Source organism: Streptomyces sp. NPDC004539 (genome assembly GCF_040610055.1).
In the GTDB taxonomy this organism is placed as follows: Bacteria; Actinomycetota; Actinomycetes; order Streptomycetales; family Streptomycetaceae; genus Streptomyces.
In genome coordinates this window covers 680,365-705,476 of the sequence record NZ_JBEXLS010000001.1, presented here as the reverse complement: position 1 = coordinate 705,476, position 25,112 = coordinate 680,365, and the positions used below count along the sequence as shown (strand labels likewise).

The window sequence follows — 25,112 nt, the reverse complement described above, 5'->3', positions numbered from 1 at the left end:
AGTTGTCGGTCAAATGATGCCGTTGCGGGCGGCGCGGTCCGTCAACTCCGTGGCCAGTGCCGGGTTCAGGCCCAGGGACAGGAATGTCAGGGGAGTGGCGCGGGTGCGGGAGATCACGAAGCGGTTGAACGTTCCTACGGCGACCATCCCGGCCGAACGGTTCAGTGAGGTCACGTCGCTCCAGGGCACCGCCCCTCGTATGCCGCCGAGCAGACCGGTGACGACGAGGCCGCCGGTGTACAGGTAGCACCGGCTGAGCCCGAACCGGGCCGACAGCCGACGCCATGCCAGCCGCAGGACGTACACGCCGAGCACCGCACCCACCGTGATCGCCCCCTTGGTCAGCGCGTTCTCCGGCCTGTTGACGAACAGCATGACGACGACCAGCGCGGCGAGCCCCACCCCGAGCCGCCGGAACATCTGGAGGACCGCGCCCGTCACCCCGGCCACGGGGTGGTCCCCGCACCGGTTGCCGAGGCCGAGCCGGTCGATGTCCTGTCGTACGTGCATGTGTGCCTCCGGGGGAGCGGCCCGCGCGCGGGAGGCGCGGTGCCTGGAGTGGGTCACGAGGGCGGGTGCGGTGAGGCCGGGCTACGGCTCTGGGGGCCGCCGGTGCTGTGAGCCCGGTCGTGATTCCGAAGCCCGCGGATGCCGAGGGGCCGGCCGAACCCCCGGTGCCCGCAGTGTCCGCGCCACCAGTTCCGCCAGCAGCCGGGCGCGCGGCACCATCCAGGCCACCTCGACGTACTCGTCGTCAGAATGGGCCCCGCCTCCCACCGCGCCGAGACCGTCCAGGGTCGGACAGCCCACGGCGGCCGTGTAGTTGGCGTCGGAGACACCGCCGACAGCGATGCCGGGCGGCGGCTCCTGGCCGAGGCCGGCGGCGGCGAGGGCGGCCAGCGCGAAGAGTTCGGCGGAGGCTCGCATCGGGGGCCGCCCGCCCTGGTCGAGCACTTCGAGGCGGGCGCCGGGCGTGCGGGCGGTGAGCCCGCGCAAGTGCCTGTCGACACGGTCCTGTTCGGCGGCGGTCGGCACCCGGACGTCCACGGAGATCCGGGCCAGCGCGGGGACGGTGTTGCGGGAGGTACCGCACGACAGGAGGGTCGGCGTCACGGTCGTACCGCCCGCCGAGGCATCCCCTGCGGCTCCCTCAACCCCCACCTCGCCACCCCCCAACTCCGAGACAGCCAGCACCTGATGCGCCGCCTCGACCGCCGCGTTCACCCCCCTCCCCGGCTCAAGCCCCGCATGCGCCGCCCGCCCCCGCACGACGATCTCGTACCGCACCGCCCCCTTCCGGGCGACCTTCAGCGCACCCCCGTCCCCCGCCGCCTCCAGCACGAACGCGGCGATGGCCCCCCGCGCAGCCTCCTCGATCAGCCCCCGGGAGGTGGGCGAACCGACCTCCTCGTCCCCGTTGACCAGCACGCACACCCCGTCCAGGGACGGCAGAGAGGCCAGCGCGTGGAACATCTGGACCAGCCAGGCCTTCATGTCGAGCACCCCGGGCCCCCGGGCGACCCCGCCGGCCACCGACCAGGGCCGCGTCCGCAGCGACCCGGCCGGCCACACCGTGTCGTGATGCCCGAGAACAAGCACGCGAGGCTTCCCGAACCGCCACCGCAGATGACTCACCCCACCGACCACGACGACCTCGGGCGCGCACCCCAGCAGCCGTGCCCCCAACGCGCCGACCACCTCCGCGCTGCGGGCCACGGCGGCATGGTCGGTGGAGAAGGACTCGCAGCGCACGAGGTCCCGCAGATCGGCGAGCATCGAAGGCAACAGCACGGTTCCCCCAAGGGAGTTGGGCGGCATACCGACGACGCTAGAACCGCCCGAGGCATTCCACCAGCGACTACATTGCATGGCACCGATGAGCCCGAGGAATGGATACGGCCGTGTTCGAGACCGACGCGCTGAGGCTGCTGGTCGCCGTCGCCGAGACCGGCTCGTTCACCGGGGCGGCGGCCCGGCTCGACTACACGCAGTCCGCCGTCTCCCGGCGGATCGCCACGCTGGAACGACAGGCGGGCGGCCCGCTCTTCGAACGGCTCCCGAGAGGCGTACGGCTCACCCCGGCCGGCCGCTCCCTGCACCGGCACGCCGTCGAGGTCCTCGGCCGACTCGCCCGCGCGGAACGGGAGTTGGCCGTGCTGAACGCGGGACAGGGCGGCCTGCTGCACGTCGGCGCGTTCGCCACCGCCAACATCTCCCTGCTCCCGTCGGCGCTGCGGGCCCTCCAACTGGCCCGCCCCGACGTGGAGTTCGTCGCGGTCGAGGGCCCGACCGGCACGCTCGTGCGGAGCCTCGCGGACGGCACGCTCGACCTCGCCGTCGTCAGCGACTACCCGTACGGTCTGCCCTCGGCGGACGGCGTCACGACGACCCCCCTGTTCGACGACCAACTCCTCGTCGCCCTCCCGCCGGACCACCGCCTCGCCCCCGAGCCCACCGTCGACCTGCGTGAACTCCGCGACGAGGCATGGGTCCAGAGCGCGTACGGCGACCGCCCCACGATGCTCGCGGACGCCTGCGCGCGGGCCGGGTTCAGCCCCCGGAAGGTGATCCGCATCGCGGAGTGGACCGGCAAGTTCGGCTACGTCGCCGCCGGCCTCGGCGTCGCCCTGGTCCCGTCCCTCGCGGCCCGGGCGGTCCCCGCCGAACTCCTCTTGCGCCCCCTCACGGACCGCACCCTGCGCCGGACGGTCCACGTGGCCCTACCGGCGACACCGCTGCCCGCGGCGCTGAAGCTGGGGGAGCTGCTGAGGGAGACGGACCTGGGGCGGCCGGCGCGAGGCGCGTGAGGGGGCTCTGGGCGACAACTCCCCATCCCGTCGCCTCAGTTCAGCAGCCCCTCAACCTCACATCCCGTCCTCTCGGTTCGACAACCCCTCAACCCCCCACCCCACCCCCTCAGTTCAACAACGCCCGAGCCCCCAACGCCTCCCCCCGCACCTTCTCCGCCGCCCCCTCGTCCACCGACTCCACGACCTCCGCGTACCCCTCCAACTCGGCCGCCCCGCCCAGATAATCCCCCCGCTGGACCAGCAACCGCCCCCGCTCGTACCGCAGTTGCGCCGGATGCGAAGGCAGCAGCAACCCCAGCTCCACCGCCCACAACGCGGCCCCGCTGCGGTCCAGTCGGCCCGCCGCCCAGGCCCGGATGTTGTTGAGGACGCGTGCCACGACGGCCAGCGGATCGGCGGCGCCCACCTCCTGCGCGGCCGACCGGGGCCCGCCCTCGACGACCCGGCCCCCGTCGAAGGGATCGGCGACGACCCGCTCGGCCCGGCTCCCGAACCCCACGACGAAATGGCCGGGCGCGGCGATCCCGTACACCGGAGCCCCCGCCCGCCGGGCGACCTCGATCCAGACGACGGACAGCAGGATCGGCAACCCCCGCCGCCGCTCCAGGACCTGAGGCAGCAGGGAGGAGTCGAGGCGCTGGTAGTCGGCGGCGTCGCCCCCGAACCCGTACCGCACGCCGAGGAGTTCGCGCACGGCCTCGGCCCACTCGCGGGCCCCGCCGGGACGGTAGGGCAACTCCCCGGCGAGCCGGTCGAGTTCGATCTGGAGGGCGTCCAGGTCGGCCGGTCCGAGGGACGGGTCCGCCTCCGCGCCGATCAGGAAGCACAGCGTCGCGAGGTCGGGCCGCTCGGCCCGCGCCTCCTCCGCGAAGAGCCGGCGCACCTCACCGGCCGGGTACGCCTCGCTCACGCCGGCCCCCGGTAGTGGTGGTAGGAGTGATGGACGGTGAACCCGAGCCGGTCGTACAGCGCGAGAGCGCCCTCGTTGTCGGCCTCCACCTGGAGCCACGCCGCCGAGGCCCCCTCCGTCAGCGCCTGCCGGGCGAGCGCGGCCATCACCTCCGTCGCCAGCCCCTCCCGCCGCCGCCCCGGGTCCACCTCCACGGCCGAGAACCCGGCCCACCGCCCGTCGACGACGCACCGCCCGATGGCGGCGGGCCCGCTCCCCTCGGCCCCGCTCCCGTCGGCCCCGGGCACCGTCGCGAACCACACCGAGGCCCCGCTCCCCAGCACCCGCAGCGCCACCTCACCCACCCCCTTGCGCTGATACCGCCCGAGCCACCCCGCGTCCGCCTCCCGGGCCAGCGACACCCCCACCCCCGCCTCCCGGTCCGCGACCCGCGCCGGCGCCCCGACCATCACCCGGGCCGTCACCTCCCGCACCCACCCCCGCGCCTCCAACTCCCCGCACAGCGCCTCCCCGTCCCCGACCTGGACGTACGCGGGCAGCCCCCGCTCCCCGTACCAGGCGCGCACGGCCGCCAGCGCCTCGTCCAGCGGCATCCCCGGGTCCCCCAGCGGCAGCACCGAGTTGGCCCGCCGGGTGAACCCCCCGGCGGCCCGCAGCTCCCACCCTCCGAGCGTGGCGCTCTCGACCGGCAGCCAGGAGCGCGCAGCGACCCGGGAGAGTTCCTCGTACGAGGTGGCGGGCCCGCGGCGGCGGGCGGGGGCGGGCGGGACGACCTTGCCGGCCGCGAGGGACGTCACCGGAATCCGGACGGCCTCCCCGTCCCGCCGAGTGATCACGACCACATCGTCGTCCCATGATGTGAGAACACCCACCGTGTCGGTGAATTTCCCCTCCGTCACGCCAGGTGCGGAAAACCGTCGTACGGAGACGCGTTTGCCCACGTCAGCGGCGGTAATGCGGACTTCGAGCCGTCCTGCGCCCCGGATTTCCACGAGTCCGTCCACCCCTCCTGTTCGGATCATGCCCAAGAACGGAGATACTAGGGGCGGGCATCGACGACGCCGCGCTCCCGCGCGCCAGGCGGCGGAGCCTGAGGCAGGCCCGCCAGCGCCCTATCGAGGAGGAACGACAGCGTGACCTACGTCATCGCGCAGCCTTGTGTCGACGTGAAGGACAAGGCGTGCATCGAGGAATGCCCGGTCGACTGCATCTACGAGGGCCAGCGGTCCTTGTACATCCACCCGGACGAATGCGTCGACTGCGGTGCCTGTGAGCCGGTCTGCCCGGTCGAGGCGATCTTCTACGAGGACGACACTCCCGAGGAGTGGAAGGACTACTACAAGGCGAACGTCGAGTTCTTCGACGAGCTGGGCTCCCCGGGCGGCGCCAGCAAGCTGGGCCTGATCGAGCGGGACCACCCGTTCGTCGCCGCTCTGCCGCCGCAGACCTGATCCCAGGGCCTGCGCCCATGCACCGCCGCCTCGGTCCCTCCACAGGGGCCGAGGCGTTTGCCGTACCAGAAAGCGAGCGCCCCGTGACCACCCCACTCTCCGGTCTGCTGCCCACCTTCCCCTGGGACAAGCTGGCCCCGTACAAGCAGACGGCCGCCGCGCACCCCGACGGCATCGTCGACCTCTCGGTGGGCACCCCGGTCGACCCGGTCCCGGACCTGGTCCAGCAGGCCCTGATCGCCGCCGCCGACTCGCCCGGCTACCCCACGGTCTGGGGCACTCCCGCGCTGCGCGACGCCATCACGGCCTGGCTCGGCCACCGCCTGGGCGCCCGCGACGTCACCCACCACCACGTCCTGCCGATCGTCGGCTCCAAGGAACTCGTCGCCTGGCTCCCCACCCACCTCGGCCTCGGCCCCGGCGACCGGGTGGCCTACCCGCGCCTCGCCTACCCGACCTACGAGGTGGGTGCCCGCCTGGCCCGCGCGGACCACGTGGTCTACGACGACCCCACGGCCCTCGACCCCACGAACCTCAAGCTCCTCTGGCTCAACTCCCCCTCCAACCCCACCGGCAGGGTCCTCACGAAGGAAGAGCTGGCGGGGACGGTCGCCTGGGCCCGCGAGCACGGCGTCCTGGTCTTCTCGGACGAGTGCTACCTGGAACTGGGCTGGGAGGCCGACCCCGTCTCGGTCCTGCACCCCGACGTGAACGGCGGCTCCTACGACGGCATCGTCTCCGTCCACTCCCTCTCCAAGCGCTCCAACCTGGCCGGCTACCGCGCCGCCTTCCTCGCCGGCGACCCGCGGGTCCTGGGCCCCCTCCTGGAGATCCGCAAGCACGGCGGCATGATGACGTCGGCCCCCACCCAAGCGGCGGTCGTCGCGGCCCTGGGCGACGACAAGCACGTACACGAGCAGCGCGAACGCTACGCGGCCCGCCGAACGGCCCTGCGCGAAGCCCTGCTGGCCCACGGCTTCCGCATCGAGCACAGCGAGGCGAGCCTCTACCTGTGGGCGACGAGGGACGAGTCCTGCTGGGACACCGTGGCGCACCTCGCCGAACTGGGCATTCTGGTGGCGCCCGGCGACTTCTACGGGGAGGCGGGGGAGAGGTTCGTCAGGGTCGCGCTGACCGCGACGGACGAACGCGTCCGGGCGGCGGTCGAACGGCTGGCGTAGCGGGACCGCGACGGAGGCTCAAGCGGCGGTCGGCTCGATCTCCCCGGCGAAGACGATGACCTGGTCGATGAGGCTCCGCCGCAGATGGACGACGTCCGTTCCCGCGAGCCTGGGGCCTCCGTCCGGTGTGGTGAAGACCCACTGGTAGCGGGCCCACTCGTCCGGCATGTCCACCGTCGAGCAGCGCACCATCGTGCCGGTCCCCGCCGGGTGGCGCCGGATGTCCAGCACGAACCGCTCGACCGCCTCGATCCCCTCGCTGCGGCCCAACGGCCCCCAGAAGACCACGTCCGAGGTCAGGGCCTGGGAGAGGAGGGCGGTCACATAGCCGTCGTCCGAGGCGTTGAACGCGGAGATGAACGTGTCGATCGCGGAGCGCGCTGTCTCTTCCTGCATGCCCCAGTAATACGGTGAACCGTCCCGGAACGGCAACGGGGTCCGAAGGGGAACCCCCCCTCGGACCCCGCGGTTCTCACCGGGCGTCAGCCGCCGAGCGGCAGCCCCTTCAGCGGCAGCGTCTGGGCGCCCTTGGTGAGCGAGTCCGTCGGCAGGCCGCCCTTCGTCGCCCCCTTGGCGGTCTCGCCCACGAGGTCGCCGGAGGCCCCGGCGGTGGCCCCCGCGGTCTTCGACGCCGGGGGCGTCACCTTCTTCACGGCCTGTCCGCCGCTCTTGCCGACCCCGGGGACCGCCTGCTCGGCGACCTTGCCACCGTTCTGGCCCACGGTCTGGGTCGCGCCCTCGGCGGTCGTGTCGAGCGTGTTGGAGACACTGGCCGTGTCGAGCGAGGTCAACCCGCCGAGACTCGGCACGGGAGCAGACGGCGCCGCACTGGCGGAGCCGGCAGCCCCGACCCCGGCGGCAGCCCCCGCGGCGACGAGCAGCGCGGCACGGGCGATCCGACGGGTCAGGGGAAGGGAGGACATGTCGCTCCTACAAGCTGGTTCGGACTCTGACGCCGTGAGAACAGCCCGACGCCCCAGGAAGGTTGCGAACCCCGAACGTAAAGACTTGGTAATGCGTCGCATTATCGGCTGTGGATAAAAACGGGCAAAGACCGTCGTCCGCGAAACCCCACGACCCCACCGAACCCCTGTGTTCCCAAGGAATTCGAGGGGTACGACGACGAGGCCCCCTGAGGGGCGAGATCCCGCCGCCCCACATCACCGCGCGTACCCCGGAAGGCTGACCCCTCGTACTACTGATCGGTCGTGATCCGCACGGACTCCTCGCCGTCCGCCCGGCTCGTACCGGCCGCCCGCCACTGGCTGTCGCTGTTCCCGGCGACCCACGTCTGCCCGGCGTAGCTGACCCGCTGGATGTGCAGGGCCGAGGAGTTGGCGACGGCCCAGTGCGCGAGCTGCCAGCCCCGCTGGGGGACGGAGCGCCCGGCGGAGGACGTGTCGCCGACGACCGGGAGCGAGACGGTCTCGCCGCCGCTCGTCGCGGTGGGCCCCTCCTCCTGCGTACCGGCCGAGGACGCCGTCCCGGTCGTCTGGACGGCGCTGCGCCCGAAGTCCCGCACCAGCGCGGTCCGTACGGCCTCGGCGCCGGTCCGGACGACGGTCGCGTCGGGCCGTCCCGTACAGGTCAGGGTCGCGGCCGACTGGCCGGTGAGCGCGGCGGCGAGGACCGTCGCGTCGGGCTCGTGCTTGGCGTACGCGTCCGGGTACCCGCTGCGCTGGACGCGCTGCGCGGCGACGGTGAGGGGGAGGTCGGCGTAGTCGCGGACCTTTTCGAGGTGCTCGTAGAAGATGTTCGCCGAGTACGCCGGGTCCTGGACCTGCGCCTCGGTGCCCCAGCCCTGCGAGGGCCGCTGCTGGAAGAGGCCGAGCGAATCCCGGTCGCCGTGCGCGAGGTTGCGCAGCCCGGACTCCTGGAGCGCGGTCGCCAGCGCGATCGTCACCGCCCGCTGCGGCATCCCCCGGTTCGTGCCGACGGCCGTGATCGTCGCCGCGTTCACCGCCTGCTCCGGCGTGAACTCGTAGGTCTTGCCGCCCTTCTGGGCGGAGACGACTTTGCAGCCCGGGTCACCCGTCCCTCCGGTGATGTACTGCACCACCACATAGCCCGCGACGGCGAGCAGGACGACGACCGCGGCGAGGGAGCGCACAGCACGGCCACGGCGCTTGGAAGAGGGGGACGGGGCTGACACGCGTACAAGGTACTGGAGAGTACGGTTGCCGGTGTGCCAGGTGTGAAGACTGGGTGTGCGGCTTGGCGCGTTAGGGTCGATGCCATGGCCGACACCCCACTTGACCTCACTCTGGATGCCGCCGCGCTCACCGCGCGTCTCGTCGACTTCCCCTCCGAGAGCGGTACGGAAGAGCCCCTCGCCGACGCGATCGAGGCCGCTCTGCGGGCCCTTCCGCATCTGACGGTCGACCGTCACGGCAACAACGTGATCGCCCGCACCGAACTCGGCCTGCCGGAGCGGGTGATCCTCGCCGGCCACATCGACACGGTCCCGATCGCCGACAACGTCCCCTCCCGGCTCGACGCCGACGGCGTCCTGTGGGGCTGCGGCACCTGCGACATGAAGTCCGGGGTGGCGGTCCAGCTCCGCGTCGCGGTGACGGTGTCCGAGCCCAACCGGGACCTCACCTTCATCTTCTACGACAACGAGGAGGTCGAGGCCACCCGCAACGGCCTCGGCCACGTCGCCCGCGCCCACCCCGAGTGGCTGGCCGGGGACTTCGCGGTGCTGCTGGAGCCGTCCGACGGCCAGGTCGAGGGCGGCTGCCAGGGCACGTTGCGCGTCCAGCTGCGCACGAAGGGCGAGCGCGCGCACTCGGCCCGCTCCTGGATGGGCGCCAACGCGATCCACGCCGCCGCCCCGATCCTGGCCCGCCTCGCGGCGTACGAACCCCGCCGCCCGGTCATCGACGGCCTGGAGTACCACGAGGGGCTCAACGCGGTCGGGATCGCCGGCGGGGTCGCGGGGAATGTCATCCCGGACGAGTGCGTCGTCACCGTCAACTTCCGCTACGCGCCGGACCGCACCGAGGACGAGGCGATCGCGCACGTCCGTGAGGTCTTCGCGGACTGCTACGACGACTTCACCGTCACCGACCACAGCCCCGGCGCCCTCCCCGGCCTCTCCCACCCCGCCGCCGCGGCCTTCGTCGAGGCGGTCGGCGGCACCCCCATGCCGAAGTTCGGCTGGACCGACGTCAGCCGCTTCTCCTCGCTCGGCGTCCCGGCCGTCAACTACGGGCCGGGCAACCCGCTGTTGGCGCACAAGCGGGACGAGCGCGTCGAGACGGCGAAGATCCTGCACGCCGAGGAGCGCCTGCGGACCTGGCTGACCAGCTGAGGACACGCCGACGTCCCCCGCCTGTAACCCCGGCGGATCTAGGCTGAGGTACGGAACAACAGCAAGTGAAGGGAGCGCACATGACGGTCGAGGGAACCCCCAAGCCGGAAGAACAGCGTCTGGGGCCGGTCCTGCGCAGGCGCTCCCAAGTCACGGCGAGCACCACGGATCAGCGCCTCCTCGACGCGGGCGGCCCCTCCGACTGGGTCCACACCGACCCCTGGCGGGTCCTGCGCATCCAGTCGGAGTTCATCGAGGGCTTCGGCACCCTCGCCGAACTCCCGCCCGCGATCAGCGTGTTCGGCTCGGCGCGGACGAAGCCGGAGTCCCCGGAGTACCAGGCGGGCGTGCAACTCGGGCACGCTCTGGTCGACGCGGGCTGGGCCGTCATCACCGGCGGCGGGCCCGGCGCGATGGAGGCCGCCAACAAGGGGGCCTGCGAGGCGGGCGGCATCTCGGTGGGCCTCGGCATCGAGCTGCCCTTCGAGCAGGGGCTCAACCCCTACGTCGACATCGGCCTGAACTTCCGGTACTTCTTCGTCCGCAAGATGATGTTCGTCAAGTACGCGCAGGGGTTCGTGGTCCTGCCCGGCGGCCTCGGCACCCTCGACGAACTCTTCGAGGCGCTCACCCTCGTCCAGACCCAGAAGGTCACCCGCTTCCCCATCGTGCTGTTCGGCACGGAGTACTGGGGCGGCCTCGTCGACTGGATCAAGAACACCCTCGTCGCCGAGGGCAAGGCGTCCGAGAAGGACCTGCTGCTGTTCCACGTCACGGACGACGTGGACGAGGCGGTCGCGCTGGTGTCGAAGGAGGCGGCGCGCTGAGCCGTTGACCTGACGCGGGGGCGTGACGGCGTGGCTCTCGGCCGCGCCGTCAGCCGTCGGTGGCCGCGCCTCGCCCGCCGGGGCTCTTCGCCAACGGGCATCCCGTCCCCGCCCTCGCCTCCAACTCCGCTCGCAGCGCGGCCAGTTCCGCCATCCGCGCGTCAACCACCCGGATCTTCTCGGCGAACAGCGCGGACAACGCCTCCGCCGAGTCCTCCGCCTCTCCCAACTCGGCGCCGTGCCGCGCGATCTCGGCGAGCGAGAACCCGAGCGTCTGTGCCGTCCGCACGTACCCCAGCCAGGGAACGGTCTCGACGGGAAAGTCCCGGTACCCGTTCCCGAGCCGCCGTCCCGCGACGATCCCGACCTTCTCGTAGAACCGGATGGTGTCCCGCGACACCCCCGTACGCGCGGCGAGTTCCCCGATCCGCATCCCAACCCCCGTCGCAGACTCCGGACTTGACCTTGGACAGTACTCCACTGTCTACGGTCCCCCCATGTCCGTCTCCCACCCCCAGTACCTCCGCCTGGTGCGCGTCAGCGCCTGGTACGACCTCCTGGTCACCGCGGGTTTCACCACCCCCTGGACCTACCACCTCACCCACGCGGCGCTCTCCTCCCTGGGCACCGCCCTGCACCTGGGCCCCCTGCCTCCCACCACCCCCCTCCAGACCCTCTACGCCAACCTCATGGCCTCCGTGGTCGTCATCTGGGCGGTTCTGCGCATCCGCCACGCCCTCCCCCTCCACGGCCTCTACGACGGCGCGGCGCGCGTCCTGTTCTCCACCTGGCTGGCGTACGCACTCACACACGGCATCAAGGTCCTGTGGCTGTTCCTGGTGGTGGAGGCGGCGTTCGGCATCGCTCAGCTCCTGCCGTGGCGCCACTCGCGCACGGACCGCGCGGCTCCTCTCACAAGGCCGTCGCGCTGTCGCGTACACCTCGACCGCTGACCCTCACGCCAGCCCCCGCCGGGCCACCGCCGGTTCCCGGTGGCCCGCGATCGACGCGACCATGTCGAGGACCTGCCGCGTCTCGGCGACCTCGTGGACCCGGTACACCTGCGCCCCCAGCCACGCCGACACGGCGGTGGTCGCCAGGGTCCCGATCAACCGCTCCTTGACCGGCCGGTCCAGGGTCTCGCCGACGAAGTCCTTGTTGGACAAGGACACCAGCACCGGCCAGCCCGTGGCGGCCATCTCGCCGAGGCGGCGGGTCGCCTCCAGGCTGTGGCGGGTGTTCTTGCCGAAGTCGTGGCCGGGGTCGATGAGGATCGACTCGCGGGGGACACCGAGGGACACGGCGCGTTCCGCGAGGCCGAGGGTGACGTCGAGGATGTCGGTCATGACGTCGTCGTAGGCGACGCGGTGGGGGCGGGTACGGGGCTCGGAGCGGCCCGCGTGGGTGCAGACGAGGCCGGCGCCGTAGCTGGCCGCCACCTCCGCCAGACCGGGGTCCACACCGCCCCACGCGTCGTTCAGGAGGTCCGCGCCCGCCTCGCAGACGGCCTCGCCGACCGAGGCGCGCCAGGTGTCGACGCTGATGATCACCTCGGGGAACCGGCGGCGGACCTCCGCGACGAAACCGACGGTCCGGCGGGCCTCCTCCGCCGCCGTGACCTCCTCGCCGGGACCCGCCTTGACGCCGCCGATGTCGACGATCGCGGCGCCCTCGGCGACGGCCTGGGCCACGCGCGCGAGGGCGGGCTCGTCGTCGTACGTCGCGCCCTGGTCGTAGAAGGAGTCGGGGGTCCGGTTGACGATCGCCATGATCACCGGCTCGTGCGTACCGAATTCACGCCTGCCCAGCCTGAGCATCCCCTGTGACCTCTCCTAGTACATGCGGGACATCCGCCGCCTGAGACCCTAACCGCCCGGCACGCATGGCACGATCGGGGCACAACACATCCGACTTCCGAGCGGGGCCCGCCGATGGTTATGTTCTTGTTCCTGGTCATCGCGCTCGCCGTGGTGGTCGCCGCGGTGACGCTCGCCGTGGTGGGCGGCGGCGAGGGCACGGGACCGCTCCCCGAGGAGGCCCCGCAGCGGCTGCACGACCCGCTGCCGTGGGACCGCCCGGTCACCCGCGCCGACGTCGACACCCTCCGCTTCCCGCTCGCCGCCCGCGGCTACCGCATGTCCGACGTGGACGACGCGCTCGGCCGCCTCGCCGCCGAACTCTCCGAACGCGACGCCCGGATCGCCGACCTGGAGGCCGCGCTGACGGCCCCCCGCGTCTCCGTCGAGAAGCAGGCGACCGCCCCGGAGGACGCCCAGTGACCGACGCGATCGCCGGCCCCGACGGCGTCCTGCGCTGCCCCTGGGCGCTCTCCACGCCGGACTACGTCGCGTACCACGACGAGGAGTGGGGCCGCCCGGTCCACGGCGACGACGCCCTCTTCGAGCGCCTCAGCCTGGAAGCCTTCCAGTCCGGCCTCTCCTGGATCACGATCCTGCGCCGCCGCCCGACCTTCCGTACGGCCTTCAGCGGCTTCGACATCGCCAAGGTCGCCGCCTTCACCGACGAGGACCGCACGCGCCTCCTCGACGACCCCGGGATCATCCGCAACCGCGCGAAGGTCGACGCGACGATGGCCAACGCGCGCGTGCTCGTCGACTGGGCGCCGGGCGAGCTGGACGAGCTGATCTGGTCCCACGCCCCGAAGAAGCCCCGCAAGGCGCCGAGGACCCTCTCCGACGTCCCCGCCGTCACCGACGAGTCGAAGGCGCTGGCCAAGGAGCTGAAGAAGCGGGGCCTCAGGTTCGTCGGGCCGACCACGGCGTACGCGCTGATGCAGGCGTGCGGGCTCGTCGACGACCACCTCAAGGACTGCGGCGCGCGCGGTTAGCGCCCCACGTACTTCGGCGTCTCCTTATTGACGAACGCCGACACCGCGATCCTGTGGTCCTCCGCCGCCCCCGCGCGGGACTGCAACTCGTCCTCCTTGTCGAGGGTCTCCGTCAACGAGTGCGTCAACCCGAAGGCGACCGACTCCTTGATGGCGCCGTAGGCGACGGTCGGGCCCTCGGCCAGGGCGCGGGCCAGCTTCAGGGCCTCCTCGCGCAGGTCGGCGGCCGGGACGACCTTGTTGGCGATGCCCAGGTCCAGCGCGTCCTGGGCGCCGATGCTGCGCGGGAAGAGCAGCAGGTCCGTCGCCCTGGAGGGGCCCACCACGCGCGGGAGGGTCCAGGAGATCCCGGAGTCGGCGGTCAGCGCGACCCCCGCGAAGGACGTGTTGAAGGAGGCGGTGTCCGCGACGATCCGGTAGTCGGCCGCGAGGGCGAACCCGAACCCGGCCCCGGCGGCCACCCCGTTCACCGCGGCGACGACCGGCTTCGCGGCGCCGGTCAGCGCCCGGGTGATCGGGTTGTAGTGCTCGCCGACGGTGCTCATCACGACGTCCGACCCCTCGGCCAGCAGCCCGATGTGCTCCTTGAGGTCCTGGCCCACGCAGAACGCCCGCTCCCCGGCGGCGGTCAGCAGGATCGCCCGCACGGAGGGGTCGCCGGCCGCCGACTCGACCGCGTCCCGCAGGGCGACCTTCGTCGCGACGTTCAGCGCGTTCATCGCCTCCGGACGGTTCAGGGTGATGACCGCGAGCCCGTCGGTCACCTCGTACAGCACCGTGTCGGCCATGGAGTGCCCCTCCGCATCGAAATCGCAACGTGTTCGGAAACGTCGTCAGGTGCTCAGCATGGCGGAGTTCTCCGTCCGAGGACCGGACGGGACGTGTGACCTGCGTCAAAGAATCCGGGCCCGTTCTCGGACGGCCTAACGCCGCGCGGCGGCGCAGTATCGCAGCCACAGCGCCGAATTGGGTGGTTTTGCTCGCGCGCGTTGCCCAAGCGATGCCGTCCGAAGTTGGTCATCGGGTCCTGAGATGCGGGATAATGGCTTGGAAGCAATGTGTTCGATGCCGGTGTCGCGTGTCCCACGCAGGACCGCGCGTGCCCTCCCAGGGGCCGTCGGCTTTGACGGTTGAGCTGGTTTCAGGAAGGGGAACGAGCATGGCGGCCATGAAGCCGCGGACGGGCGACGGCCCGCTTGAGGTGACCAAAGAGGGGCGGGGCATCGTCATGCGCGTTCCGCTCGAAGGCGGCGGGCGGCTCGTCGTCGAGCTGACCCCTGACGAGGCCCTGGCGCTCGGCGAGGCCCTCAACAAGGTCGTCAGCTGACGAAGAAGAAGTGCCCCTTACGACAGTCCCGGCATCGCGTGCGGCGCCGGGGCTGTCGTTTTCACCACGGGCGTACGACGCCGGCCTCGGACTTTTCGCGGGTCAGCGCTTGACCGCGCACAGCAGCCCGTCGCCCACCGGCAGCAGCGACACCACCAGCTCGGTGCTCTCCCGCACCGTGCGCAGCAGCTCGCGCACCCGGACGACCTCCGTGGGCTGCGGACCCGAGTCGACGGTACGGCCGCTCGCGAAGACGCCCTCGAAGACGACCAGCCCGCCGGGCCGCAGCAGGCGCAACGATTCAGCTAGATAGTCGAGCAGTTCCAGCCGATCCCCGTCGCAGAAGACGAGGTCGTAGCCGGAGTCGGCGAGCCGCGGCAGCACGTCCAGCGCGCGCCCCGGGATGAACCGCGCCCGGTTGCTGGCGAACCCGCAGGCGCGGAACGCCTGCCGGGCGAACTGCTGGTGCTCCGGCTCGGGGTCGACGGTCGTCAGGACGCCGTCCGGCCGCATGCCGTGCAGGAGGTGGAGACCGGAGACGCCGGTGCCGGTGCCGATCTCGGCGACCGCCTTCGCGTCGACCGTGGCGGCCAGCAACCGCAGCGCGGCGCCCGTGCTGGGCGACACCGAGCGCAGCCCTGCCTCACGGGCCCGGTCACGGGCCCAGCGCAGTGCGTCGTCCTCGGCGGCGTAGGCGTCGGCGAACGCCCAGCTTGCCTGCCGGTTGCCGGTAATGACCCTCTCCTCATCCCCACGATGTGCTTCGGCGTGACTGTATCCGCTGCGGGCGGGAACCCGCAGATGGGACCGGACGTTTGAAGGGGTGGGAACGGTGATGGGGGGACACAGTTGGATCACGAAGGCGGGTGGGGCGGCGAGTTCGGCAGGACGCAGCCGTATGAGCCGTATCAGCCCAGATCAAATTCAGGTAAAACCGCTTATCCGGAGCTAACGGGCGAGGTGGCTATGGTAGGGGCTCCACTGGACACCACCAGAGCCGACAGGGGAGGTGCGGCCCAGTCTGTGGATCGGGGAGGAGTGCTCCGGCGCTTTCTCGGGTCGGCGGGCAGGCCGAAATCCGTGAACGACACCGCTGACCGCAGCCACGCCGGCGACTACGCCCAGACCGCGACCTTCTCCACCGACGCGGACGGGCAGGCGTGGACTCCGCCCACGTGGGAGGAGATCGTCAGCACGCACAGCGGCCGTGTCTACCGCCTGGCCTACCGCCTGACGGGCAACCAGCACGACGCCGAGGACCTCACGCAGGAGGTCTTCGTCCGCGTCTTCCGCTCCCTGTCCACCTACACCCCGGGCACCTTCGAGGGCTGGCTCCACCGCATCACCACCAACCTCTTCCTCGACATGGTCCGCCGCAAGCAGCGCATCCGCTTCGACTCCCTCGGGGAGGACGCGGCGGAGCGGCTCGCCAGCAAGGAGCCGACGCCGCAGCAGCTCTTCAACGACGCCCACTTCGACGCGGACGTCCAGCAGGCGCTGGACACCCTCGCGCCCGAGTTCCGCGCGGCCGTCGTGCTGTGCGACATCGAGGGGCTGTCGTACGAGGAGATCGCGGCGACCCTGGGCGTCAAACTCGGCACCGTCCGCTCCCGTATCCACCGGGGCCGCTCCCAGCTCCGCAAGGCCCTCGCGCACCGCTCGCCGCAGGCGCGCGAGGCCGAGCGCCGGCGGACGTTCATGGCCCGTGTCCCCGTTCTGGGGGGAGGGGGCGCGACCGCGTGAGTGGACTCGGTGGCTCCAGGCCCAAACCCTCCGTGTACCACGCGGAGCAGCATCTAGGCGACCGGCTCTCCGCCCTGGTGGACGGAGAGCTGGGCCATGACGCGCGCGAGCGCGTCCTCGCGCATGTCGCGACCTGCCCCAAGTGCAAGGCCGAGGTCGACGAGCAGCGCCGGCTCAAGAGCGTCTTCTCCGAGGTGGCCCCGCCGGCTCCCTCCGAGAGCTTCCTCGCGCGCCTCCAGGGGCTGCCCGGGGGCGGTGGGCCCGAGGGCCCCGGCAGTCCGCTCGGCGGCGGCGCCCTCGGAGCCGACCGGGGTTCCAGACTCGGCTCCCGGGGGTTCGGGGGGCTCGGCGGGACCAGAGGGTCCGGCGGGTTCGGGGACTCCGAGCCGTTCGGGAGCGGGCCGGTCTTCGGGGGGCGCCCCGGGGAGCCGTTCGAGTTCGGGTATCTGGTGGGGGAGGAGCGGGAGGGCGTAGGCGCCGGGGACATGGTTCTGCCGGCCGGTGAGGCGTCCGTGGCCGCCGAGGCTCCCGGGATGCCCGGAGCGCCCGGGGTGAACGGAGGGACCCGGGTTCCGCGGGCGTCCGTTCGGGCCTCCCGCGCGTCCGCCGCAGCCGCTGCCTCCGCCGCGGCCGACAGCAACGCCGCCACCGCCGCCGCGTTCTCCGCGTCCGTCGCCGGGAAGGGCTTCCCGGTCCATCCCGTCGTACGGCACGAGGAGCGCTCCCGGAGCATGCGGTTCGCGTTCGTCGCCGCCGGGGCCGTGTCGCTCGCCGCGATCGCGCTCGGCGGGGTCACCGGGTCCGCGCCGATCGACCAGTCGACCGAGGCGAGGGGCGGGGCGGGCAGCAACGTCACGCCGTCCCGGGCGCCGGGGTCGGGGGCGGCCGTCCCCGACTCCTCCCGTCGCCGTTCCGCCGGGCCGCTCCTCTCCCAGGGCGGGCAGGGGGTCCTGCGCGACGCCCCGGCCGCCCCCACGGAAGTGGCCGCGCCGCTGCTGCCGGGTATCCCCACCCCGGCCTCCGCGCGCCACGAAGAGGCGCTGCGCGCACTGACCGCGCCGGTCGTCGCCGGTGCCGCCGCCATGTCCCCGCTGATACGTCCGCTCTCCGTGACCTGGCCCACCACCCCCGGGCTGCTGTCCCCCGACGCCACCTCCGCCCCCGAGGCCCGCTGACACACCGTCTGCGCACCGTGGCCCGACCTGGTTGAATCCAGCGAGAACCCGCGTCCACGCCGGCCCGGCCGGACGCGCAGACGACGTCCGACCAGCCGCCCCAACGTGTCCGGCCGCGGTCGGCTGGTGGGGAGAACATGGACAGGGAGCCGAGGGGAGTCGAGGGGGCCGCACTGTCCGGGGCCCCCTCGGACACACCGGTCACCGAGGCGAGGGCGGTGCCCGAGGCGACGTCGGTTGCGCGGGCCGGGGAGTCCGGAGTGGTCGAGGGGGGTGTCATCGGGGGCGGCGAGGAGTTTCGGGCGACCCCTGAGGCGATTTCCGATGGGGCTGTGGGGGCGTTCGGCCCGGCCCGAGGCGGCACGGTGTCGGTCGCGTCGGCCGGAGAGTCCGCAGTGGCCGAGGAGGAGGCTGCCGGGGGCGCCGAGGCGATTCCTGGCGGGACTGCGGGGCAGCCCGGCCTGGCCGGAAGCGGCGCGGCGTCGGTTGCGCGGGCTGGAGCGCCCCGAGGGGGCGAGGAGCGGTACGGCTCGGCCGGGGCGGCCGTGGTGAGGTGCGGTGAGCCGAGCGCCTCGGCGGATCTCGGCGCCAGGCGTTCGGAAGGGGCTTCGGAAGGGGCTGAGGGCGTGGTCGTCGGCGGTACGGAGGAGGAGCTTGTGCGCGGCCGGGACGAGGACGCCGGGGACTTCGAGCTGGCCCGGCCCCGAACGGGCGGCGGGGATTACGAGTTGAAGGAACCGGAGCGGCCGGTGGTGTCCTTGCTGAAGGGGGAGCCGGGCGCGGGAGCCGCCATGTCCGCCGGACCGGAGACGCCCCCCGCCCCGGCACCGGACGCCCCCACGCCCCACGCGCCGGAGACGGCCCTCGACGCCGCGCCGGACACCTCCGGAACCCTCGCATCCGAAACGCCTCTCCAGAGCACGCCGGACACCCTCGCAACTCCCGAGCCCGACAGCGCGCCGGACGCCCTTGGTGCCCCCGTGTCCGGAGCCCCCCTCCACCCCATGCCGGACGCCCCCGGACACCCGGAGCCCGCAGCCTTGCTTCACAGCGCGCCGGACGCTCTTGGCGCCCCCGTGCCGGAAGCCCCCTTCCACCCCACGCCGGACGTCCTCGGACCCCCGGAGCCCGCAGCCCTGCTCCAGGGCGCGCCGGACGCCCTTGGCGCCCCCGTGTCCGGAGCCCCCCTCCAGAGCGCGCCGGACCTCCTCGGAACCCCGGCGCCCGGAACCCCCCTGCACCTCACCCCGGACACCCCCGCGGCCCCCGTGTCCGCAGCCCCCCTCCACCCCACCCCGGACACCCCCGCCCCCCTCGTACCCGAACCCCCCTTCCACGCCGCCTCTCAACCCCTCCACCGCTCCGACGCCTACAGCACGCCCCCCTACGGGCAGCCCGGGCCGTGGGCTGAGGCGCCGCCTGTGCGGCATCCGGGGGAGGCTTGGGGGCGGTACGACCCCTGGCGGGCGGGGCCGTTGCAGCAGACGGGGGAGGGGGTGCTGTCGGAGGGGCAGAAGAGGAGGGAGCGGTGGAAGGGGATTCTCGCGGGCGCGGTGTTGATCGCGGTGGTGTCCGGTGGGATCGGCGGGTACGTGGGCGTGAAGCTGGAGCGGAACGGCATCGGCGGGATCGAGCTGCCGCAGGCCGCGCCGGAGCCGGCCGGGCGGGACGCGGACAGCGTCGCGGGGATCGCCGCGAGGGCGTTGCCGAGCGTCGTGACGCTGCATGTGAAGGGGAGCGGCGAGTCCGGGACGGGCACGGGCTTCGTGCTGGACGACCGGGGCCACATCCTCACGAACAACCACGTGGTCCAGCCCGCCGGGAACGGCGGTGAGATAACGGTCGTCTTCAACGGCGGCCAGGCCGTCGCCGGCGAGATCGTCGGCCGGGACGCCGGATACGATCTCGCGGTCGTCAGAGTCAAAGGCGTACGGAATCTCACCCCGCTTCCCCTCGGGAATTCCGACGGGGTCCAGGTAGGTGATCCGGTCGTCGCGATCGGCGCCCCCTTCGACCTTTCCGGGACGGTCACCTCCGGCATCATCAGCGCCAAGGAACGGCCGATCACCGCAGGTGGGGACGGGAGCGACGTGTCGTACGTGGACGCGTTGCAGACGGACGCGCCGATAAACCCGGGGAATTCCGGCGGCCCTTTGCTGGACGCGCGCGGCCGGGTCATCGGCATCAATTCAGCGATCCGTTCGGCGGGCGGCACGGACGCCGGCACCGGCCAGTCGGGTTCCGTCGGGCTCGGATTCGCGATTCCCGTGAACCAGGGAAAGCGGATCGCCGAGGAACTGATCGCCACGGGCCGCGCGACCCACCCGATCATCGGCATCACCCTCGACCTCTCCTACACCGGCCAGGGCGCCCGCGTCAGGACGGACAGCGGGGAGGCCGGCCCGCCGGTGACCGTCGGCGGCCCCGGCGACCTCGCCGGGATCGAACCGGGTGACGTGATCACCGAGGTGGACGGCAGGCCCATCGACTCCAGCGACGAGCTGATCGTCAAGGTCAGGGCGCACCGGCCGGGCGACAAGCTGGAGCTGACGGTCGTCCGCGACGGGAAGCCGAGGGCGATGTCGCTGGTGCTGGGGAGTGCCGGAGGGTGAGAAAAGGGTGCGGGCGGGAACTGACAGAAACGTCACAGGTGGCCCGCGCGCACCCCTCCCACTAGGCAAACATCGCGGAAAACCGCCCGTTCGGGACGGTCCGGAGAGCTCCGGGCGGTACCGGTACGACAGGTGCGACAGGTACCGTGGGGCCGTCGGCCGAGGACATCGCAAGGAGCTTCAGGTGTTCAATGACATAGGACCGCTTGAGCTGGTGACGCTCGCAGTCCTGGCCGTGCTCATCTTCGGTCCGGACAAGCTCCCCAAGGTCATCCAGGACGTGACGCGCACGATCCGGAAGATCCGCGAGTTCTCGGAGAGCGCCAAGCAGGACATCCGTACGGAGCTGGGCCCCGAGTTCAAGGACTTCGAGTTTGAGGACCTCAACCCCAAGACGTTCATCCGCAAGCAGCTGGACAACGACGAGCTGGGGCTCAAGGAGATCCGCAACGGGTTCGACCTGAAGAAGGAGATGGCGGAGGTCGCCGACGCGGTCCACACCACGGCCGAGTCCGCGTCCACGCCGCTGCCCGCCGGCAAAGTCGACATGAGCAAGCCCGACGTCGCGGCGCCGGATCTGGGCAAGGCCGATCTGAGCAAGCCGGACCTCTCGAAGCCGGATCTCACGAAGAAGCCGGACGACAACCGGCCCCCCTTCGACTACGACGCCACCTGAGCCGTACGCCCGGGGTGCTCACCGGGGTGGATATGCTGCCGAGTTGTTGTGCGGACCGGACGTGTGCGCCCGAAGGGGGGCGGGCCGTACCGGTCCGCCGAGAGCGAGGAGGCGTCCGGGCACATGGAGACGACAAGTCGAGCGGTCGCGCAGGCGCCGGTCGCGGAGGGCGGACAACCCGCTTCCGCCGCCCGGCGCACCGTTGACGGCTTCCTGGAGGCGCCCTTTCCCTGGTACGGCCTGGACGAGGCGTACACGGGGCGCCGGTGGCTGATGCAGGTCGGGGCCGCGGCCGACGGGGCGGTCGAACACGGTTCCATCGGACACGGTGACGAGCCGTCCGTCCGCCACGAGACGGCCGGGGAGGACCGGGGCAAGTTCGCGGTCGTCGTCACGGTCGCGGCGAATCCGTCCCGGAGGAGCGCCGACGGCACGGGGTTGCTGGAGGCGACGTCCGTCTCCTCCGCCGCCTGGCTGGCCGGCGTCGGCCTGCTGTCGTTCACCTGGCCCGGTCAGATGGATCACAGTCTGCGCGACGACTGGCTGGACCAGCAGACCGAGACGGCCTGGGTACTGGCCGACGACCTCGACGGCGACGACTGGTCGACCCTGACGCTCCCCGTCGACGGGGTGCCCACCCCGTTCCACTACCGGGAGTCCGAGTTCGGCTGGGTCCTCGCCGGCTCCACCCAGCAGGGCGTCCACCTGGGAGCGTACGGGCGGGGGATGAGCGCGTACGGCCTGGGCTTCTCGACGGTCAAGGACGTCGAGGAGTACGCGTAGTCCGCGACGTCACCCGGCGGGGAGAAGCTGGACCAGACCGACCCAGTTCTCCTCCGCCTCGACGTACACCGCCCGGACCCGCCGGCAGTCAGCGGTATCGGCGCCCGGGGGAGTGGCTCGGCGCGAGCACCGTCTCTGCGGCGGCCCTCAGCCCCGTCTCGGAGTCGGCGGCGCTCCAGCGAAGGAAGGCGCGGTGCTCGGGGAGGTAGCGGGTGCTCGCGGGGTCGCCCGCCAGTACCAGCGCCCCGCCCGGGGACCACACCGGCAAGGCTCTCCACCGCGCGGAGACGGGGACGACCACCAGTGGGCCGCCCTCCGAGTCCACCCAGTCGTACCTCAGAACTTGTTCCTCGGGGTGATGCCCAGCGACAGCCCCGAGAGGCCGCGCTGGCGTCCGCCGAGTTTGCCCGCGATGCCTCGCAGTGCCGCTCCGGCGGGGCTGTCCGGGTCGGTGAGGACGACCGGCCTGCCGTCGTCGCCGCCCTCGCGGAGGCGGACGTCGATGGGGATGGAGCCGAGGACGGGGACCGTCGCGCCGGTGGTGCGCGTCAGGCCGTCCGCGACGGTCTGGCCGCCGCCCGTGCCGAAGACGTCGACCATCTCGTCGCAGTGGGGGCAGGGCAGGCCGGCCATGTTCTCGACGACGCCGACGATCTTCTGGTGGGTCTGGACGGCGATGGAGCCCGCGCGCTCGGCGACCTCGGCGGCGGCCTGCTGAGGGGTCGTCACCACCAGGATCTCGGCGTTGGGGACGAGCTGGGCCACCGAGATGGCGATGTCACCGGTGCCCGGCGGGAGGTCGAGGAGCAGGACGTCCAGGTCGCCCCAGTAGACGTCCGCCAGGAACTGCTGGAGCGCGCGGTGGAGCATCGGACCACGCCAGACGACGGGCGCGTTGCCCTCGATGAACATGCCGATGGAGATGACCTTCACGCCGTTCGCGGAGGGCGGCATGATCATGTTCTCGACCTGCGTGGGACGCCCGTCCGCACCGAGCATGCGGGGCACGGAGTGGCCGTAGATGTCGGCGTCGACGACCCCCACCTTCAGCCCGTCCGCGGCCATCGCGGCGGCGAGGTTGACCGTCACCGAGGACTTGCCGACCCCGCCCTTGCCGGAGGCGACCGCGTACACGCGCGTGAGAGAGCCCGGTTTCGCGAACGGCACCTCGCGCTCGGTCTGGCCGCCGCGCAGCGCCGTCGCCAGCTCCTTGCGCTGCTCGTCGCTCATCACGTCGAGCGTGACGTCGACCCGGGTGACCCCCTCGACCGCGCCGACCGCGTCCGTCACGCGCTGGGTGATCGTGTCGCGCATCGGGCAGCCGGAGACGGTCAGGTACACCGCCACCGCGACCACGCCGTCCGCGCCGATCTCCACCGATTTGACCATCCCCAGCTCGGTGATGGGCCGGTTGATCTCGGGGTCGTTCACCGTCGCCAGTGCCTCGCGCACCGCGTCTTCGCTAGCCATACAGACGATGGTACGGCGGCCACAGGGCTCCCCCACACGCCCCTCAGCGGTCGTCTACGTCACGCACGGACGACCGATCCGCCGGGAATACACCCTGCCCGTCCAGCTCCTTGACGAGGTCCTGCAACTCCGACCTGATCCAGTCCCGCGTCGCGACCTCCCCGAGCCCGATCCGCAGCGCGGCGATCTCCCGCGTCAGGTACTCGGTGTCCGCGATCGACCGCTCGTTCTGCTTGCGGTCCAGTTCGAGGTCCACCCGCGCCCGGTCGTCCTGCCGGTTCTGCGCGAGCAGGATCAGCGGAGCGGCGTACGACGCCTGGAGGGAGAGCATGAGCGTGAGGAAGATGAACGGGTAGTTGTCGAACCGCAGGGCGCTCGGCGCGAAGATGTTCCACAGCACCCAGACGACGATGACGACGGTCATCCAGACGATGAACCGCCCGGTCCCCAGGAACCGCGCGATCCGCTCCGACAGCCGCCCGAACGCCTCCGGGTCCCACTCCGGCAGCAGCCGCCGCCGCTGCGGACGCGGCTGGTCGAGCCGTACGCGCGGACGCGCACTGGTGGACGTCTTCTCAGGCGCCATCGCTGACCCCCTCCTCCCCGGAGTCGAACTCCGTCTCCCGCCAGTCCTGCGGCAGCATGTGGTCCAGCACGTCGTCCACGGTCACCGCCCCGAGCAGCGACCCCGAGTCGTCCACGACCGGCGCCGCGACCATGTCGTACGTCGCGAAGAACCCGGCGACGACCGGCAGCGCGGCGTCCGGGTCGAGGGGCCGCAGGTCGTCGTCGATGATCGAGCCGACGAGCGTGTACGGGGGGTCGCGCAACAGGCGCTGGAAGTGGACCGTGCCGAGGTACTTGCCGGTCGGCGTCTCGTCGGGCGGGCGGCAGACGTAGACCTGCGCGGCGAGCGCGGGGGAGAGGTCGGGCTCGCGGACGCGGGCGAGGGCGTCGGCGACGGTCGCGTCCGGCCGCAGGACGATCGGCTCGGTCGTCATCAGACCGCCCGCCGTGTGCTCCTCGTACGTCAGCAGGCGCCGCATGTCCGCCGCGTCGTCCGGCTCCATCAGCGACAGCAGCCGCTCCTGGTCGGCCTCCGGCAGCTCGGCGAGGAGGTCGGCCGCGTCGTCCGGGTCCATCGCCTCCAGGACGTCCGCCGCGCGCTCCTCCTTCAGCTTGCCGAGGATCTCGATCTGGTCGTCCTCCGGGAGCTCTTCGAGGACGTCGGCCAGCCGGTCGTCGTCGAGGGCCGCCGCGACCTCGCCGCGCCGCTTGGCGGAGAGGTGGTGCAGGACGTTCGCGAGGTCCGCCGGGCGCAGCTGCTCGAACGTCGCGAGGAGGGTCTCGGCGCCCTGCCCCTCCTCCTCCAGCGAGATCCCGTCGACGGCCCCCCACTCGACGGTCACCGCCTCGCCCTTCGCCCGGCGGAACGCGCTCGCGGGCCGCCCCTTGCGCAGGAAGACCCGGTCCACCTCCCACTCCCGGCGGGCCGTCAGCTGCTGCACCGACAGATCGAGGACGGTCGCCTCCTCGCCGGTCTCCGCGAGGGTGACCCGGCGGTCGAGGAGCTCGCCGAAGACGAGGCGCTCGGTGGGGCGCTGCTCGAAGCGGCGGACGTTCAGGACGCCGGTCGTCAGGACCTGGCCCGACTGCACGCCCGTCACCCGGGTCATCGGCAGGAAGATCCGGCGGCGCGTGGACAGCTCGACGACCAGGCCGAGGAGACGGGGTGCTCTGCGGTTCGTGCGCAGCATGACGACCATGTCGCGCACCCGGCCGACCTGGTCGCCGTTCGGGTCGAAGACGGCGACACCGGAGAGGTGCGAGACGAAGATCCGGGGGGCGCCGGCTGCCATGACTGAGGTTCCTTTGCAATGGTCCGGATTGTCGGCTCGGGAGGGCTTAAGGCTAGCCCGTCCCGATCGGATACGCCCTGGTGAGGGGTGCGGAAGAGGCGCGTCCGCCGGTCGTTCACGACCCCGG

Annotated in this window: 29 protein-coding genes; 14 read left to right on the top strand and 15 right to left on the bottom strand. The window is 72.3% G+C overall.

What is annotated here, in order from left to right:
* Positions 1-9: 9 nt before the first annotated feature.
* Both ABZX85_RS03100 and ABZX85_RS03095 read right to left on the bottom strand, forming a co-directional pair.
* Positions 10-510, bottom strand: a complete 501-nt coding sequence (locus ABZX85_RS03100; protein ID WP_355862023.1) for a hypothetical protein — start codon at positions 508-510, stop codon at positions 10-12.
* 81 nt (positions 511-591) lie between these two features.
* A complete protein-coding gene (locus tag ABZX85_RS03095; protein WP_355862021.1) occupies positions 592-1,818 on the bottom strand; it encodes a M20/M25/M40 family metallo-hydrolase in 1,227 nt (408 codons plus the stop codon).
* Positions 1,819-1,901: 83 nt separating this feature from the next.
* On the opposite strand from ABZX85_RS03095, the gene ABZX85_RS03090 reads away from it, so the two are divergent.
* Complete coding sequence (locus ABZX85_RS03090) at positions 1,902-2,807, top strand: LysR family transcriptional regulator (protein ID WP_355862330.1); 906 nt, start codon at positions 1,902-1,904, stop codon at positions 2,805-2,807.
* A 109-nt stretch (positions 2,808-2,916) separates the two neighbouring features.
* Here ABZX85_RS03090 and ABZX85_RS03085 read toward each other — a convergent pair whose 3' ends face one another.
* Both ABZX85_RS03085 and ABZX85_RS03080 read right to left on the bottom strand, forming a co-directional pair.
* Positions 2,917-3,720, bottom strand: a complete 804-nt coding sequence (locus ABZX85_RS03085) for a transglutaminase-like domain-containing protein (protein ID WP_355862019.1) — start codon at positions 3,718-3,720, stop codon at positions 2,917-2,919.
* Positions 3,717-4,712, bottom strand: coding sequence for a GNAT family N-acetyltransferase (locus tag ABZX85_RS03080; RefSeq protein ID WP_355862329.1), 996 nt, complete (start codon positions 4,710-4,712; stop codon positions 3,717-3,719). Before ABZX85_RS03080 ends, ABZX85_RS03085 begins: the two co-directional genes overlap by 4 nt.
* A gap of 141 nt (positions 4,713-4,853) precedes the next feature.
* On the opposite strand from ABZX85_RS03080, the gene fdxA reads away from it, so the two are divergent.
* A complete protein-coding gene (gene fdxA, locus ABZX85_RS03075) occupies positions 4,854-5,171 on the top strand; it encodes a ferredoxin (RefSeq protein WP_355862018.1) in 318 nt (105 codons plus the stop codon).
* An 83-nt stretch (positions 5,172-5,254) separates the two neighbouring features.
* Positions 5,255-6,352, top strand: coding sequence for a bifunctional succinyldiaminopimelate transaminase/glutamate-prephenate aminotransferase (locus tag ABZX85_RS03070; protein ID WP_355862016.1), 1,098 nt, complete (start codon positions 5,255-5,257; stop codon positions 6,350-6,352).
* A gap of 18 nt (positions 6,353-6,370) precedes the next feature.
* Here the strand turns inward: ABZX85_RS03070 and ABZX85_RS03065 are convergent, their stop codons facing one another.
* The 3 genes from ABZX85_RS03065 to ABZX85_RS03055 form a co-directional block, all read right to left on the bottom strand.
* Positions 6,371-6,748, bottom strand: coding sequence for a nuclear transport factor 2 family protein (locus ABZX85_RS03065; protein WP_355862015.1), 378 nt, complete (start codon positions 6,746-6,748; stop codon positions 6,371-6,373).
* Positions 6,749-6,834: 86 nt separating this feature from the next.
* Positions 6,835-7,275, bottom strand: a complete 441-nt coding sequence (locus ABZX85_RS03060) for an ATP-binding protein (RefSeq protein WP_355862013.1) — start codon at positions 7,273-7,275, stop codon at positions 6,835-6,837.
* Between the two features lie 272 nt (positions 7,276-7,547).
* A complete protein-coding gene (locus tag ABZX85_RS03055) occupies positions 7,548-8,504 on the bottom strand; it encodes a heavy metal transporter (protein WP_355862011.1) in 957 nt (318 codons plus the stop codon).
* Positions 8,505-8,588: 84 nt separating this feature from the next.
* Between ABZX85_RS03055 and dapE the strand changes: the two genes are divergently transcribed.
* A complete protein-coding gene (dapE, locus tag ABZX85_RS03050) occupies positions 8,589-9,665 on the top strand; it encodes a succinyl-diaminopimelate desuccinylase (RefSeq protein WP_355862009.1) in 1,077 nt (358 codons plus the stop codon).
* An 80-nt stretch (positions 9,666-9,745) separates the two neighbouring features.
* On the top strand, positions 9,746-10,492 hold the full coding sequence (locus ABZX85_RS03045; protein ID WP_355862007.1) for a TIGR00730 family Rossman fold protein: 747 nt from the start codon (positions 9,746-9,748) through the stop codon (positions 10,490-10,492).
* Between the two features lie 49 nt (positions 10,493-10,541).
* Here ABZX85_RS03045 and ABZX85_RS03040 read toward each other — a convergent pair whose 3' ends face one another.
* Positions 10,542-10,925: a MerR family transcriptional regulator gene (locus tag ABZX85_RS03040; RefSeq protein WP_355862005.1), complete on the bottom strand. Its 384-nt coding sequence runs from the start codon at positions 10,923-10,925 to the stop codon at positions 10,542-10,544.
* Positions 10,926-10,989: 64 nt separating this feature from the next.
* Here ABZX85_RS03040 and ABZX85_RS03035 point away from each other — a divergent pair, with 64 nt between their 5' ends.
* Positions 10,990-11,445 carry a hypothetical protein gene (locus ABZX85_RS03035; RefSeq protein ID WP_355862003.1) on the top strand — a complete coding sequence of 152 codons (456 nt, stop codon included), beginning with the start codon at positions 10,990-10,992 and terminating at the stop codon, positions 11,443-11,445.
* A gap of 3 nt (positions 11,446-11,448) precedes the next feature.
* Here the strand turns inward: ABZX85_RS03035 and folP are convergent, their stop codons facing one another.
* Positions 11,449-12,309, bottom strand: a complete 861-nt coding sequence (folP, locus tag ABZX85_RS03030; protein ID WP_355862001.1) for a dihydropteroate synthase — start codon at positions 12,307-12,309, stop codon at positions 11,449-11,451.
* A 120-nt stretch (positions 12,310-12,429) separates the two neighbouring features.
* On the opposite strand from folP, the gene ABZX85_RS03025 reads away from it, so the two are divergent.
* Positions 12,430-12,771, top strand: coding sequence for a DivIVA domain-containing protein (locus ABZX85_RS03025; protein ID WP_355862328.1), 342 nt, complete (start codon positions 12,430-12,432; stop codon positions 12,769-12,771).
* Entirely contained in the window at positions 12,768-13,340 is a 573-nt protein-coding gene (locus ABZX85_RS03020) for a DNA-3-methyladenine glycosylase I (RefSeq protein ID WP_355861999.1), read from the top strand. Before ABZX85_RS03025 ends, ABZX85_RS03020 begins: the two co-directional genes overlap by 4 nt.
* Here ABZX85_RS03020 and ABZX85_RS03015 read toward each other — a convergent pair.
* A complete protein-coding gene (locus tag ABZX85_RS03015) occupies positions 13,337-14,128 on the bottom strand; it encodes an enoyl-CoA hydratase-related protein (protein ID WP_355861997.1) in 792 nt (263 codons plus the stop codon). The genes ABZX85_RS03020 and ABZX85_RS03015 overlap by 4 nt on opposite strands.
* Before the next feature lie 371 nt (positions 14,129-14,499).
* On the opposite strand from ABZX85_RS03015, the gene ABZX85_RS03010 reads away from it, so the two are divergent.
* Positions 14,500-14,667, top strand: a complete 168-nt coding sequence (locus ABZX85_RS03010) for a DUF3117 domain-containing protein (protein WP_187747395.1) — start codon at positions 14,500-14,502, stop codon at positions 14,665-14,667.
* Between the two features lie 102 nt (positions 14,668-14,769).
* On the opposite strand, the gene ABZX85_RS03005 is transcribed toward ABZX85_RS03010, so the two are convergent.
* The gene (locus tag ABZX85_RS03005) at positions 14,770-15,468 is read right to left on the bottom strand and encodes an O-methyltransferase (protein ID WP_355862326.1); all 699 of its coding nucleotides are present in this window, start codon (positions 15,466-15,468) and stop codon (positions 14,770-14,772) included.
* Positions 15,469-15,705: 237 nt separating this feature from the next.
* On the opposite strand from ABZX85_RS03005, the gene sigE reads away from it, so the two are divergent.
* The 5 genes from sigE (at position 15,706) to ABZX85_RS02980 (ending at position 21,656) form a co-directional block, all read left to right on the top strand.
* Positions 15,706-16,410 carry an RNA polymerase sigma factor SigE gene (gene sigE / locus ABZX85_RS03000; protein WP_355861995.1) on the top strand — a complete coding sequence of 235 codons (705 nt, stop codon included), beginning with the start codon at positions 15,706-15,708 and terminating at the stop codon, positions 16,408-16,410.
* Positions 16,407-17,585 carry a zf-HC2 domain-containing protein gene (locus ABZX85_RS02995; RefSeq protein WP_355861993.1) on the top strand — a complete coding sequence of 393 codons (1,179 nt, stop codon included), beginning with the start codon at positions 16,407-16,409 and terminating at the stop codon, positions 17,583-17,585. Before sigE ends, ABZX85_RS02995 begins: the two co-directional genes overlap by 4 nt.
* Before the next feature lie 791 nt (positions 17,586-18,376).
* Positions 18,377-20,197 (top strand): trypsin-like peptidase domain-containing protein, encoded by a 1,821-nt coding sequence (locus tag ABZX85_RS02990; RefSeq protein WP_355862324.1) that lies wholly within the window; start codon positions 18,377-18,379, stop codon positions 20,195-20,197.
* A 184-nt stretch (positions 20,198-20,381) separates the two neighbouring features.
* Complete coding sequence (locus ABZX85_RS02985) at positions 20,382-20,873, top strand: sec-independent translocase (RefSeq protein WP_355861991.1); 492 nt, start codon at positions 20,382-20,384, stop codon at positions 20,871-20,873.
* 123 nt (positions 20,874-20,996) lie between these two features.
* Entirely contained in the window at positions 20,997-21,656 is a 660-nt protein-coding gene (locus ABZX85_RS02980; RefSeq protein WP_355861989.1) for a hypothetical protein, read from the top strand.
* Between the two features lie 88 nt (positions 21,657-21,744).
* On the opposite strand, the gene ABZX85_RS02975 is transcribed toward ABZX85_RS02980, so the two are convergent.
* From ABZX85_RS02975 to ABZX85_RS02960, 4 genes are read right to left on the bottom strand one after another with little or no spacing between them, the layout of a single operon-like run.
* Complete coding sequence (locus ABZX85_RS02975; RefSeq protein ID WP_355861987.1) at positions 21,745-21,981, bottom strand: Imm21 family immunity protein; 237 nt, start codon at positions 21,979-21,981, stop codon at positions 21,745-21,747.
* 11 nt (positions 21,982-21,992) lie between these two features.
* Positions 21,993-23,126, bottom strand: a complete 1,134-nt coding sequence (locus tag ABZX85_RS02970; protein WP_355861985.1) for an Mrp/NBP35 family ATP-binding protein — start codon at positions 23,124-23,126, stop codon at positions 21,993-21,995.
* Positions 23,127-23,169: 43 nt separating this feature from the next.
* Entirely contained in the window at positions 23,170-23,712 is a 543-nt protein-coding gene (locus ABZX85_RS02965) for a DUF1003 domain-containing protein (RefSeq protein WP_355861983.1), read from the bottom strand.
* Positions 23,702-24,985: a CBS domain-containing protein gene (locus tag ABZX85_RS02960; RefSeq protein ID WP_355861981.1), complete on the bottom strand. Its 1,284-nt coding sequence runs from the start codon at positions 24,983-24,985 to the stop codon at positions 23,702-23,704. The genes ABZX85_RS02965 and ABZX85_RS02960 overlap by 11 nt, the downstream gene beginning before the upstream one ends.
* Between the last annotated feature and the right edge of the window lie 127 nt (positions 24,986-25,112).

Bases quoted from the DNA above. Each gene is read 5' to 3' on its own strand.
- ABZX85_RS03100 (WP_355862023.1), bottom strand. From the start codon at position 510: ATGCACGTACGACAGGACATCGACCGGCTCGGCCTCGGCAACCGGTGC.
- ABZX85_RS03095 (WP_355862021.1), bottom strand. From the start codon at position 1,818: ATGCCGCCCAACTCCCTTGGGGGAACCGTGCTGTTGCCTTCGATGCTC.
- ABZX85_RS03065 (WP_355862015.1), bottom strand. From the start codon at position 6,748: ATGCAGGAAGAGACAGCGCGCTCCGCGATCGACACGTTCATCTCCGCG.
- ABZX85_RS03060 (WP_355862013.1), bottom strand. From the start codon at position 7,275: ATGTCCTCCCTTCCCCTGACCCGTCGGATCGCCCGTGCCGCGCTGCTC.
- dapE (WP_355862009.1), top strand. From the start codon at position 8,589: ATGGCCGACACCCCACTTGACCTCACTCTGGATGCCGCCGCGCTCACC.
- ABZX85_RS03045 (WP_355862007.1), top strand. From the start codon at position 9,746: ATGACGGTCGAGGGAACCCCCAAGCCGGAAGAACAGCGTCTGGGGCCG.
- ABZX85_RS03040 (WP_355862005.1), bottom strand. From the start codon at position 10,925: ATGCGGATCGGGGAACTCGCCGCGCGTACGGGGGTGTCGCGGGACACC.
- ABZX85_RS03035 (WP_355862003.1), top strand. From the start codon at position 10,990: ATGTCCGTCTCCCACCCCCAGTACCTCCGCCTGGTGCGCGTCAGCGCC.
- folP (WP_355862001.1), bottom strand. From the start codon at position 12,309: ATGCTCAGGCTGGGCAGGCGTGAATTCGGTACGCACGAGCCGGTGATC.
- ABZX85_RS03025 (WP_355862328.1), top strand. From the start codon at position 12,430: ATGTTCTTGTTCCTGGTCATCGCGCTCGCCGTGGTGGTCGCCGCGGTG.
- ABZX85_RS03015 (WP_355861997.1), bottom strand. From the start codon at position 14,128: ATGGCCGACACGGTGCTGTACGAGGTGACCGACGGGCTCGCGGTCATC.
- ABZX85_RS03010 (WP_187747395.1), top strand. From the start codon at position 14,500: ATGGCGGCCATGAAGCCGCGGACGGGCGACGGCCCGCTTGAGGTGACC.
- ABZX85_RS02990 (WP_355862324.1), top strand. From the start codon at position 18,377: ATGTCCGCCGGACCGGAGACGCCCCCCGCCCCGGCACCGGACGCCCCC.
- ABZX85_RS02980 (WP_355861989.1), top strand. From the start codon at position 20,997: ATGGAGACGACAAGTCGAGCGGTCGCGCAGGCGCCGGTCGCGGAGGGC.
- ABZX85_RS02970 (WP_355861985.1), bottom strand. From the start codon at position 23,126: ATGGCTAGCGAAGACGCGGTGCGCGAGGCACTGGCGACGGTGAACGAC.
- ABZX85_RS02965 (WP_355861983.1), bottom strand. From the start codon at position 23,712: ATGGCGCCTGAGAAGACGTCCACCAGTGCGCGTCCGCGCGTACGGCTC.
- ABZX85_RS02960 (WP_355861981.1), bottom strand. From the start codon at position 24,985: ATGGCAGCCGGCGCCCCCCGGATCTTCGTCTCGCACCTCTCCGGTGTC.